Annotated in this window: 9 protein-coding genes; 3 read left to right on the top strand and 6 right to left on the bottom strand. The window is 69.9% G+C overall.

Going from position 1 to position 12,053, the window contains the following annotated elements; translation table 11 throughout:
- Positions 1-147: 147 nt before the first annotated feature.
- The 4 genes from ONA70_RS29480 to ONA70_RS29465 are packed head-to-tail and all read right to left on the bottom strand — an operon-like array spanning position 148 to position 5,092.
- Positions 148-1,095, bottom strand: coding sequence for a carbohydrate ABC transporter permease (locus ONA70_RS29480; RefSeq protein WP_265009761.1), 948 nt, complete (start codon positions 1,093-1,095; stop codon positions 148-150).
- Positions 1,096-1,106: 11 nt separating this feature from the next.
- Entirely contained in the window at positions 1,107-2,387 is a 1,281-nt protein-coding gene (locus ONA70_RS29475) for an ABC transporter substrate-binding protein (protein WP_265009760.1), read from the bottom strand.
- Positions 2,388-2,410: 23 nt separating this feature from the next.
- Positions 2,411-4,006 (bottom strand): FAD-dependent oxidoreductase, encoded by a 1,596-nt coding sequence (locus ONA70_RS29470; protein WP_265009759.1) that lies wholly within the window; start codon positions 4,004-4,006, stop codon positions 2,411-2,413.
- A 39-nt stretch (positions 4,007-4,045) separates the two neighbouring features.
- Positions 4,046-5,092, bottom strand: a complete 1,047-nt coding sequence (locus ONA70_RS29465; protein WP_265009758.1) for a LacI family DNA-binding transcriptional regulator — start codon at positions 5,090-5,092, stop codon at positions 4,046-4,048.
- 400 nt (positions 5,093-5,492) lie between these two features.
- On the opposite strand from ONA70_RS29465, the gene ONA70_RS29460 reads away from it, so the two are divergent.
- Positions 5,493-6,851, top strand: a complete 1,359-nt coding sequence (locus ONA70_RS29460; protein ID WP_265009757.1) for a glycoside hydrolase family protein — start codon at positions 5,493-5,495, stop codon at positions 6,849-6,851.
- A gap of 50 nt (positions 6,852-6,901) precedes the next feature.
- Here ONA70_RS29460 and ONA70_RS29455 read toward each other — a convergent pair whose 3' ends face one another.
- Together ONA70_RS29455 and ONA70_RS29450 are read right to left on the bottom strand one after the other, a co-directional pair.
- Positions 6,902-8,149 carry a M14 family zinc carboxypeptidase gene (locus tag ONA70_RS29455; protein ID WP_265009756.1) on the bottom strand — a complete coding sequence of 416 codons (1,248 nt, stop codon included), beginning with the start codon at positions 8,147-8,149 and terminating at the stop codon, positions 6,902-6,904.
- 258 nt (positions 8,150-8,407) lie between these two features.
- Complete coding sequence (locus tag ONA70_RS29450; protein WP_265009755.1) at positions 8,408-10,042, bottom strand: amidohydrolase; 1,635 nt, start codon at positions 10,040-10,042, stop codon at positions 8,408-8,410.
- A 242-nt stretch (positions 10,043-10,284) separates the two neighbouring features.
- Here ONA70_RS29450 and ONA70_RS29445 point away from each other — a divergent pair, with 242 nt between their 5' ends.
- The gene (locus ONA70_RS29445; RefSeq protein ID WP_265009754.1) at positions 10,285-11,172 is read left to right on the top strand and encodes an ABC transporter substrate-binding protein; all 888 of its coding nucleotides are present in this window, start codon (positions 10,285-10,287) and stop codon (positions 11,170-11,172) included.
- Positions 11,169-12,053, top strand: an 885-nt coding sequence (locus tag ONA70_RS29440; RefSeq protein WP_265009753.1) for an amino acid ABC transporter permease, incomplete at its 3' end; no start/stop codon positions are given. The genes ONA70_RS29445 and ONA70_RS29440, both read left to right, overlap by 4 nt.

Here is a 12,053-nt window from a genome sequence, read left to right as displayed (position 1 = left end):
ATGGTCGGCAGCAGCTGCGGCGGGAAGGAGAAGATGTCCGCCACCGGCTTCAGCGACGAGGTGACCATCCACCAGGTCGGGAACACGAACGGGATCGCCAGGACCAGCAGCACCCCGTAGAGCACCAGCTTGGTCCGCCGCGACAGGTCACGACTCATGGAAGACCCACCTCTTGCGCATCTGCCACTGCAGCACGGTGAGCGCGAGCACGATGACGAACAGCAGGATCGACAGCGTCGCGCCGTAGCCGAAGTGGTGGAACTGGAACGCCTGCTGGTAGAGGTAGTAGACGAGCACCGTGGTCGACGTGCCCGGCCCGCCCTGGGTGAGCACCGCGATCTGCGCGAAGACCTGCAGCGACCCGACCACCGTGATGATCGAGGTGAGCAGGATCGTCGGGCTGATCAGCGGTACGGTGATCCGCCAGAACTGGCGCATCCGGCTCGCCCCGTCCACCTCTGCGGCCTCGTACAGGTCTGCCGGCACGCCCTGCAGGGCGGCGAGGAACAGCACCATGTTCAGGCCGACGTTCTTGAACACCTGCACGACGATGACCGACAGCATCGCGGTGCCCTCGCCGCGCAGCCAGTTCGGCCCGTCCACGCCGATCGTGTCGAGCAGGCCGTTGATTCCGCCGTTGTCCTGCAGCAGGAAGCCCCAGACGATGGTCCAGGCCACCAGGGAGACCACCACGGGGGAGAAGAACAGGGTGCGGAACAGGATCGTGCCCCGCAGCCTCTGGTTGAGCAGGACGGCCAGCAGCAACGCCAGGCCGAGGTTGAGCACCACCAGACCGACGGAGAACAGCCCGGTGGCGCGCAGCACCGCGCCGAGGTTGGGATCGTCGGCGAGGGCCGCGTAGTTGTCGGTGCCGACGAAGTCGAACGTCCCGGCGAGCACGTTCCACTCGTGCAGGCTGTACCAGACCACGAGGACCAGCGGCAGGATCACGAAGACGGCGCTGCCGAGCAGTTGCGGGGCGATGAAGAGGTAACCGGTGAGCTGGTCCCGGCGGCGGCTGGTCCAGAACGGCCGGGCCGGGCCCGGGGCGGGCCCGGCAGCGGCCGGGCCCACCCTGGTGTCCGTCTGGGTCATGATCGTTGGCCTTACTTCGCCAGCAGTGGCTGGATCTTGGCGCAGACGCCGTCGAGTACGGCCTTGACGTCCGCGTTCGGCTGCCACAGCGGGTCCAGGCCGGCGCGGACCTGCTGGCTCAGCTCGGCCTGCCCGGCGTGGCTGGGCTTGACCACGCCGTTGGTGATGCCGTCGATGACGACCTTCTGCAACTGCTCCGGCTTGAGCTTCGGGTTCGTCTTCGCCAGGGTCTCGGCGGTCAGCTGCGACTGCCGCGGCGGCGGGAAGAACTGGGCGAGCTTCGCCGAGTTGGTGGGGTTGGTGAGGAAGGCCAGGAAGTCGGCCGCCTGCTGGGCGTGCGGGCTCTTCTTCATCACCACGATGCCGGCCTGGCCCACCACCGCGTACGGTCCCTTCGGGCCGGCCGGCAGGGGAACCAGGTCCCAGGCGAAACCGTCGTCCTTCAGCAGCGAGGCGCGGGAGATCTGGGTGACGGTCATGGCGGCGTCACCGGCGAAGAAGTCGGCGGTCGTGCCCGGGCCGGGCAGCGCCTTCGAGACGAAGGTGGCCTTGTGCAGGGTGGTCATCGCGTCGACCATCTCCGGGCTGTTGAAGCCGCAGGTCTTGCCGTCCTCGCTCCACGCCTGGGCGCCCCAGCCGGTCCAGAAGGTGGACAGGTTGTCCCAGCCCTTGTAGTCGAAGTCCCGGATGACCAGGCCGGCCTTGCCGGACTTCGCCGCCGTCGCCCCGGCGACGGCGAGGGCGTTGTCCCAGGTCCACTGCCCGGCCGCGATCAGCTCCGCTGGGGTCTTCTGCCCGGCCTTCTTCACCATGTCGGTGTTGACGAAGACCCCGAACGGCGAGGTGGAGAACGGGTATCCGTACAGCTTGCCGTCGTTCTGCCAGAGCTTGACGGTGGCGGGGGAGATGTCCTCGTACTGGTAGCCCTCGGCCTTCTTGAGCGTGTCGTCGAGCGGCAGCAGGGCACCCGAGGCGACGAAGTCGGGGGCGGAGTTCTCGAAGACCCAGGCGAGGTCGGGCGCGTTCCCGCCGGCGATCTGGGTGGTCAGGGTGGTCGTGTAGTTCTCGAACGGCAGCGGATCGAACTTGATCTCGGCGACGTCCGGGTGGCTCTTGCGGTACTCGTCGGCGATCTCGTTGAACAGCTTCAGGTGTGCCTCGTTGGCCGACCAGACGGTCATCCGCAGACTGGCCGGACCCTTGTCCTTCGCCTCGCCGCCGCCACAGGCGGACAGGGCGAGGACGCCGGCCAGTGCCGCGGCGACAACAGCCAGACCCTTTCGTGGTTTCACTATCTTCTCCTCACCGGGGGTGTTCAGTAGCCGGCGATCTGCGGCCAGTGGCGTTCCACGCCGCTGGCCGAGACGCGGTCGGTGAATTCGGCCAGCAGGCGGGGGGTGCCGCGGACCGCACGCGGGGACTCGCCCCGCGTCAGACAGAAGTCGGCGAGCAGACCGGCGACCTCGCCGACGTTCCACTCGACCGGGTGCAGCCGGTAGCTGCCGTTGGTGATGTGCGTGGTGCCGATGTTCTTGCCGGCCGGCAGCAGGTTCTCCATCCGCTGCGGGATCAGCGCGCCGAGCGGAATCTCGAACGGGCAGGAGCCGACGTCGATGTAGTTGTCGCCACCGGTGGACGGATGCAGGTCGATGCGGTACATCCCCACGCCGACCGCGTCGGGGTAGCGCACCGCGCCGTGCTCGCCCCGCACCGCGAGGGAGAGGTCCTGCTCCACCACCGTGTACTCGGCGCGGACGCGGCGCGACTCCCGGATGTAGGGCGCCTGCGCCAGGCCGTCCCGGCTGCCGGTCACGTCGCCGCGCAGCCGCAGGCCGGGGAAGCCGGTGCCGCCGTCGGGCCGGGGCGCCTCCGTCTGCAGCCAGTACAGCACCGAGTACGACAGCTCGCGGGCCTTGGTCAGGTGCCACGACGCGTTCGGCACGTCGATGACCGGGCCCTCGAAGTAGTCGATCATCGGCCAGTTGACCAGCGTGATGTCGCTGCCGTATGTCCCGTCGGTGAAGTTGCGCCGGGCGGCGATCCGCCGGAACGTCCACAGGTTGCCGTCACCGGGGTTGACGCGCTGATCGGCGTTGACGCTCAACGGGTCGTCGTCCGGGTTCGGGGTGAAGCTGCGCTCGACGATCTCCAGCGTGCGCGGGTGCGGCGACCGCCAGGACAGCAGCCGGTCACCCCAGAAGTCGGGCTTGTAGTCGCGCCAGAAGTCGTACCCGGCGGGACGGTCGATGGTGTGGTCGCCGTCGACGTGGTCGATGGCGAAGCACACCGACACCGCCTGCATGTTCATCGGCTGCGCCTCGGCCGGCGCGCTCGGCTCACCGGTCTCGGCCTGCGACTCGAACCCGGTGACGTACTCGGTGCCGGTCAGCGGTAGCAGCTCACCGGTCTCGGTGGCGTCCAGGACGTACGGCGCCGTCACGTCGATCCGGTCGTCCCGGTCCCGGTGGGCGAGCGTGACGCCGGTGACCCGGTCCCCGTCGGTCGTCGCGGCCACCGGCCGATACGGCTGCAGCACCCTCAGCCGCCCCGATCCCCGGTACGGCGCGAGCATCTCCTCGATCACGGCGACGGCCACCCGGGGCTCGTGGCAGAGCCGGCTCACCCAGCCGGCCCCGGGGTTGAGGTCGGTCCAGGCCCGGGATCGGTCGGTCAGCGGGTAGTGGCGGCGGTAGTAGTCGCGGATGCCGTTGCGCAGGGCCCGGTAGCTGGCGGTGGCGCCGAACTGCTCGATCCAGGAGTGCTCGTCCGGCGGGACGGCCTGGCTGGTGAGCTGCCCGCCGAGCCAGTCGAACTCCTCGGTCAGAATGACGGACCGGCCGGCCCGGGCCGCGGCGAGCGCCGCGGCGACCCCGCCCAGTCCGCCCCCGACGACGAGGACGTCCGCACGCATAAGTACCACTTGCTTCCTTCCAGTTGCGCGGCCGACCGCTCAGCGTCGGTCGACCGCCGGATCAGGGGTGCCGAGGGTGTCGCCCTCGACGAGTTCGCAGGGAAGAAGTCGCTGCTGGAGGCCGGCTGCGCTGCCGTCGATGACGCCGGTCAACACCTCGACGGACTGCCGGCCCATCTCCTCGCGAGGGATGCGGAACCCGGTGAACGCGATGTCGGTGGGAACGGGGGACGTCGGGTCGCCGAGGGTCACGATCGACAGGTCGCCGGGCACGGCCAGCCCACGTCGGCGGGCGGCCGACTCCAGCGCCACCGCCGTGGCGAAGTCCTCCACGAAGGCCACGGTGGCCCCGTCGGTCAGCAGGTGGTCGAGGCACGTGTCGGCCTCCCCGGCGGTCGCGGACCCCTGGCGGGCGCTCTCGGCGATCATCGCGGCGGCGAAGAAGCCTCGGCGCCGGTCCTCTGAAGACTCCGCGGTCATGCCCATGCCCACGTACGTCAGGCGCCGGTGACCGCGCCGCAGCGCCAGCTCGACGAGCCGGGCCACCGCCGTGGCGTAGTCGGCGCCGACGTAGGGCACCGGCCCACCGGCGTCGTCGCGGCGTCCGACGGCGACGTACGGATATCCGTCGCGGTTGAGCCGGTGCAGCTCCGCGCCGTCGATCTCGCGTCCGAGCAGGATGCACCCGTCGGCCAGGCGCAGCCGGTTGTCCTGGTGGAAGACGCGGCGCCGGCCGTCCACCACCGGTGCGCTGGTGAACAGCAGCAGATCGCAGCCGACCCGCTCGGCGTACTCCTCGATCCCGAGCAGGAACGGGTGGAAGAAGTCCCGGCTGCCGCTGGGGAAGGCGGGTTCGTACGTGAAGACGCCGATGATCCGGTTGAACCGCGAGGCGAGGCGGCGGGCCACGGGGTCGGCGGCGTATCCGGTCTCGGCGATGACCCGCAACACGCGGTCCCGGGTCTCCGGGGCGATGCGGACCTCGGCGTCGGTCCGGTTGTTGAGCACCAGCGACACCGTCGCCTGACTGACACCGGCCAGCCGTGCGATGTCACGTTGGGTGACGCGTCTGGGGGGAGCGGCCACGAGAGGTCCTTCCGGTGCAGCTAATGCGTATTAGCGCTCGGGGTTGGGAAGGAGCCTGGCGGGTGGACCGACTCTGTGTCAAGAGGGTGACGAAGATTTCGAGCGGGTGAACTGCCTGGAGTAATGCGCATTAGTTGGGGGCTTCCCGACCCGGCGGGGTCTGGGCAGGCCAGCGAGCTGGGGTGACGCCCGCAGGCCGGGGTGCCCTCTTGACAGGAACCGCGTCGAGCGCGCAACATTCGAGAAACGTCGATGCTAATACGTATTAGCCCGCCGGCCCGAGATGACATCCGCCGGTCGATGACCCCTGCGCCCCTACGGAGAGTTATCGCCCGTCCCTCGGCACCATCCGGCCGAGGCCGGCCCGGCGTCCGATCCCAACGACAGAACAGGAAGACGCATGACGAGACCACCCGCCCCCTCATCGCGACGCGCGGTCATGGCGACCGCCAGCGCCGGCCTGCTCGTCGTCGCCATGGCCGGCGCCGGGCCGGCCGCCGCCGATTCCGGCCTCGACTTCCCCCACTTCACCTACGTGGGCACCGCGTTCGACAAGAGCGCCCTCGCCTACAACCCGACGAACGAGTTCATCTTCCCGAGCGTCATCCGGGCCGCCGACTACTTCGCCAACCCGCTCGGCACCTACTACCTGTACTACGCGCCGCACGAGCGCCCCGGCGGGATCGCCCTCGCCTACTCCGACTCGCTCGACGGCCCGTGGACCGAATACGCCGCCAACCCGCTCATCAGCAACACCTGGCTGCCGCACTACGCCACGGTCAGCCACGTCTCCTCACCGCACGCCGTGTGGATCGAGGGCGAGCGCAAGCTGTTCCTCTACTTCCACGGCGAGAACTCGATCACCCGGTACGCGACCTCCGACGACGGCATCCACTTCAGCTACGGCGGGACCGCGGTCAGCCGCAACGAGACGACCGGCGGCGAGACCTCCTACGCCCGCGTGTTCGAGCAGTCCGTGCCCCGCCTGGGCACCCGCTACCTCATGCTCTTCATGGACAATCCGAACTCCGTGCTGCCCGGACCGACCGGGCCGGTGGCCCGCCGGATCCGCTGGGCCGTCTCCAACGACGCGCGGACCTGGGCCATGCAACCCGAACCGATCGTGACCCCGCAGGGCAGCGAAGGCCCGAACGCCTCGGGGCCGTTCTTCCTCCGCTGGAACGATCACAACCTGGTGATCTACCACGCCACCGACGGCAACATGCACGCCGTCGACGTCGGGGAGGACTTCGACCAGGAGATCCACCTCGGCGTCGTGCACGACTCGATGTCCGGCGCGCCCGACCTCGGCCGATCGGCCGCGCCGACGTTCTACTTCGACGGGCGTACCGCGCACATGTACTACGAGGCCGGCGGCCGGCTCACCGCGACCATCGGACACGCCACCGCCACCCTGGCGGAGCCCTTGCCGGTACGGCAGCTGGACTGCGCGGTGGACCGTCCGGTCCTGTGGCCGCCGAACCACGAACTGGTCGACGTCGACGTCACCGTGGACCTGCCCGACGGTGTGCTCGGCCCGAACGCGTTCACCCTGACCGGCGTGACCGGCGGTGACGCCGCGGACATCAGTGGCTTCGCCACCGGCACCCCCGACACCGGCGGCCAGCTTCGGGCCGAACGGGCCGGCAACGACGGCGACCGCGTCTACCACCTGACCTACGCCGGCCACGACGAGATCGGACGACCGGCCGGCTGCACGGTCACCGTCACCGTCCCGCACGACGACGGCAGCAACTAGGGCCGGTGCAGCCGCGGGAACATCATTGCTCCCGCGGCTGCTGCCGGTCGTCAGTCGTTCGTGGTGTCCCAGCCGTAGTCGGGCAGGTCGAAGAAGTGGTCACCGTCGACCTGGTCGACGGTGCCGTCAGCCAGGCCACCGAGCAGCGACTCCACCCCGGTCTGCACGCTCTTCACGAGCATGCCGTGCTGCTTCTGGCCCAGGTCGTCCTGCTGACCGCGGACCTCGAACAGCACCGTGCCGGTGCCGTTGAGGGCGAACGCCGAGCGACCCTGACCCGCGTACTCCCGCGCGTCCGGGTGGAAGTACCGGCCCACGGCCGCGAGCTTGGACTGGCTGCCGTACTGCGCCTTCATTCCGTTGGCGACAGTGAGGGCGTAGCGGCGTGACTTGTCCTGGTCGAGCGCCGGCCACGCCGCCTTGTACTTGGCGCCGTCCTGCACCCCGAGCGGCGGGTAGTCGAGCGAGACGGAGATGAGGTTGCCGTCCTGCTCGCCGCCGGTGAGCCGGTCGCACGGTCCCATGTGGTGCAGGTCGACGTACGCGTCGACCGCGCCCTTCTCCGCCCGCAGTCCGACGTAGACGTCGCGGATGGCGCGCGACTCGGGGGAGAGGAAGAACCCGGCGTCGGTGTCGCGGCCCGGCAGGTCGGCGGCGCGCGGCACGTAGTTGAGGTCGGGGTTGAAGTCCCGGTTGAGGTCGTAGCCGGGCAGGTCGATGCCGTCTCCGCTGAGCCGGTGGTACCAGGCGCGCGGCGCCCCGGCCAGTTGCGGGAACTCGGCCACCGTCTCGTCCCAGGACCGCACGTTCATCCGCCGGTTGAGCTCGCCGCCGTCCGGGTTGACCATGGGCATCGCGACGAAGGTGATCTCGCTGAGGATCTTCCGGGTCTGCGCGTCACCGCTGCCGCCCAGCCGCTTGAGGATCGCCAGCAGCGCCTCCGTGCCGGTCCGCTCGTTGCCGTGGATCGCGCTGGTGACCAGCAGCACCTTGTCGCCCGTGCCCACCCGGGCCGCCCACAGCTCCCGGCCCTGCTGGGTGCGCCCGGCGACCTCGACCTTCACCCGGCCGCCGCTGGTGCGCTCGAGCTGCGTCAGCTGCTCGCCCACCTGCTGATGGTTGCTCCAGCCGGACCAGGACGGGTCATCGGCGATCTTGCAGCTGCCCTGCCCCGGTCCCTCCGGAGCGGCAGCGGAGACGGGCGGGGCGGTGAGGATCGAACCGGCCAGCGCGGCCGTCACGGCGGCGGCCAGCGCGCCTCGGGATCGGAGGATCGTCGACATCTTGTTTACCTGCACACGCACTCCTTTCGTGGATCCACCCACCGAGCGAGGCGCGCGTGAGCGCCGGTGACGCTCGGGGGAGCGGACCACCTCTGCCTTTTCGCGATCTTGGCGTGGCAGCCGGGGTGATGCAATGAAAAGATGCGACTTTCTCAATAAAAACGAAGTTTTCCTCCAGACGGTGGAGATCCGCCCATCTTTTTCCTACAGCACGACGAAGCCCACCAACTCGATGCCGTGCTCACGGCCGGCCACCTGCTCCGAGCGCGGAGATCAACGACCGGCTTCATGGACGACGGCGCCGCCGGCGATGGTGTGGGTGACGCGCGCGTCGGCCGGTAGTCCGGCGCCGGCGGTGAACAGGTTGCGGTCGAGCACGGCCAGGTCCGCGCGACTGCCCACCTCGATCGTGCCGCCGTCGGCGTCGTGGTTGACGTACGCCGAGCCGGCGGTGAACGCGGCGAGGGCGACCGACAGCGGCAGCGCCTGCTCCGGGAGGAACGGCGCGTTGTCGCGGTGCTCCGGGTCGGTCCGGGTGACGGCGACCTCGATCTCCTCGAGCGGGTTCGCCGTCGTCACCGACCAGTCGCTGCCCATGGCCAGGGTGGCGCCGGAGCGCAGCAGATCACCGAAGGGGTACTGCAACTGTGCCCGCTCCCGGCCGAGGAACGGCACCGTCAGCTCCTCCATCTGCGGTTCCATCTGCGCCCAGTAGGCCTGGCAGTTCGCGGTCACCCCGAGTTGCCGGAAGCGTGGCACGTCCTGCGGGTGGACGAGCTGCAGATGGGCGATGTGGTGCCGGTTGTCGGTGCGCCCGTTGGCGGCACGGGCGGCCCCGACCGCGTCGAGGGCGTTGCGTACGGCGCGGTCGCCGATCGCGTGCAGGTGCACCTGGAAGTCGAGCCGGTCCAGCTCGGTCACCGCGGCGGCGAGCAGCTCGGTGTCGACGTACGTCAGGCCCCGGTTGTCGGTGTGGCCGCCGCAGCCGTCGCAGTACGGCTCGAGCAGCGCGCCGGTGTAGTTCTCCAGCACCCCGTCGGTCATGATCTTGACGGTGGTCGGGTGGAAGATGCCACCTGTCGCGGACTCCCGCTGGGTGAGGAACTCGGGGATCTGGTCCAGGCCGCGGTGCCGGTCCCACCACAGGGCGCCGACGACCCGGGCCGTGAGCCGTCCGGACGCGGCGAGCGACCGGTACGCCGCCAGGGTTTCCGGCGTCACCCAGGCGTCCTGCCAGCCGGTGATGCCGAGCGAGTGCAGGTGCTCCTGGGCGTTGAGGATGGCTTCCTCCCACTCGGTGCGCCCGGGCAGCGGCACGTGCCGGTCGTTGAAGCTGTACGCCGCGCCCTCGTGCAGCGTGCCGGTCGGTTCACCGGTGTCCGGGTCGCGTTCGATCCGCCCGTCGGCGGGGTCGGGGGTGTCCCTGGTGATGCCCGCGATCTCGAGGGCCCTGGAGTTGACCCAGGCGCCGTGCACGTCCCGGTTGAACAGGAAGACCGGGCGGTCGGGCGCGATCGCGTCGAGGTCTTCCTTGCGTGGCGTGCCGCCCGGGAAGTACTCCATCGCCCAGCCGCCACCGATGATCCAGGGCTGGTCGGGATTCTCGGTCGCGTACCGCACGATGCGGTCCAGGTACGCGTGCCGGCCGGTGAGGTCGTTGAGCCAGACCCGGAGCCGGTCGCGCCCGGCGAAGGGCGCGTGGATGTGGGCGTCCTGGAAGCCCGGCAGCACCATGCCGCCGGGGGCCTCGATCACCCTGGTCCGCGGACCGATGAGCTCGGACGCGGGCCCGGAGCCGACCGCGATGATCCGGTCACCGCGTACCGCGACGGCGTCGGACCAGCTGCGGGCGGCGTCGACGGTGTAGACGTCGGCGCCGGTGATGACCAGGTCGGCGTACTCGGTCAACGTCGCACCCCTTCCGGCTGCACCGCACCGCGGCCTTCGTCCGCCTCCGGCGCGTTGGCCCAGGATCGAAGCACACACCGGAGCGCTTCGGCAATGATCGGCGCCGAGCGGGCGCGGACGAGGAGACCGTCGGGGTGCCCAGCATCGAAGAATTCGATGCTAAGCCTGCAAAGCATTCGGGCTGTTCATGCTGGCTGATCCCGGATATGGTGCCCGCCATCGTCTCAGCCAGGAGGTTTCCGGTGGTCAGCAAGCGTGCGCTTCGCATCGTCGTCGGTCTCGCCACACTCTCGCTCGCCGTCACCGGCTGCGGACGCTCGACCAGCGGTCAGACCCCGCAGGGGTCTGGTGGCGCCTCGGTCGCCGCCGACGCCAAGGCCGCCGACCTGGTGCCGGCCGCCGTCAAGGCCAAGGGGGTCCTCCGGGTCGCCACCGCGGAGGGCTACCCGCCGATGGAGATGTACAAGGACGGGACCCAGGACCTCACCGGCGTCGACCCGGACCTGGCCGCGGCGATCGCCGGGCGGCTCGGCCTGAAGCTGGAGATGACCAACGCGAGCTTCCCCGGCCTGATCCCAGGCCTGCAGGCCGACCGTTGGGACCTGGCGATGTCCTCGATGAGCGACACCGAGGAGCGCCGCAAGGCCGTCGACTTCGTCGACTACTTCCAGGCCGGCGGCTCGATCATGGTGGCCAAGGGCAACCCCGCCGGCGTGAAGGACCTGGCGGATCTGTGCGGCCGCGCCGTGGTGCTCGCCAAGGGCAGCTCCAACCTCGCCATCGGCGAGAAGCAGAACGCCTCGTGCGCCAAGAAGATGACCATCTCGCAGAGCGAGGACGCCCCGACCGGCCTGCTGCAGATCGACGCCGGACGCGCGGTGGCCACCATCGTCGACTACCCGGTGGCCAAGATGCTGGCCCAGCAGAGCGGCAAGTACGACGTCCTGGAGGCCCAGTACGAGGCCGGCCCGTGGGGCATCGCGATCGACAAGAAGGACAGCCAGCTGCGTGACGCCGTGCGCAAGGCGCTCCAGGAACTGATCGACTCGGGCGACTACGCCAAGCTCCTCGAGAAGTGGGGCGTGCAGGGCAGCGGTGTGCAGACCGCGACGGTCAACGACCAGAAATGAGCAGACCGGTGGATGCGACCGTCAAGGGCCCGGCCTCGGCCGGGCCCGCCGGCCCGGAGACCCCCGAGGTGAACCGGATCAGCCACCCGCTGCGCCCGGGGCGCTGGCTGGCCGCCGGGGGGATCGCCCTGATCCTGGCCTGGCTGGCCTGGACCATCGCGGTCAACCCGAACCTGCACTGGGACATCGTCGTCAAGTACCAGCTCGACCGGGTCATCCTGGACGGGCTCTGGGTCACCATCCAGCTCACCGTCGCGTCCATGGCGATCGGCGTGGTGCTCGGCGTCGTCGTGGCGCTGATGCAGGTGTCCGACAGCCGTATCCTGCGCGCCGGCGCCATGGCCTACGTCTGGTTCTTCCGCGGCACGCCGCTGCTGGTGCAGCTGATCTTCTGGTTCAACATCGCGCTGATCTTCCCCGAGATCGGGCTGGGCGTGCCGTTCGGCGGCCCGAAGCTGGTCAGCTGGGAGACGAACACGCTGGTCACCGGCTTCGTCGCGGCGCTGCTCGGACTCAGCATCAACGAGGGCGCCTACATGAGCGAGATCGTCCGGGCCGGCCTGCGCGCGGTCGACCCCGGCCAGCAGGAGGCCGCCGCGTCGTTGGGCATGTCCCGCATGAAGATCATGAGGAGGGTGGTGCTGCCCCAGGCGATGCGGATCATCGTCCCGCCGACCGGCAACCAGTTCATCTCCATGCTCAAGACCACCTCGCTCGTCTCCGTCATCGCCGGCGCCGACCTGCTCACCGTCGCCCAGCGGCTCTACCTGACCAACTTCGAGGTGATCGCCCTGCTGATCGTCGCGTCCATCTGGTACCTGGTCCTGACCACCGTCGCCAGCATCGGCCAGTACTTCCTGGAACGCCGGTTCAGCCGCGGC

This window comes from Micromonospora yasonensis, assembly GCF_026013475.1.
Classification (GTDB): domain Bacteria; phylum Actinomycetota; class Actinomycetes; order Mycobacteriales; family Micromonosporaceae; genus Micromonospora; species Micromonospora yasonensis.
The sequence above is the reverse complement of the archived record's forward strand: the minus strand, read 5'-3'. Positions and strand labels throughout refer to the sequence as shown.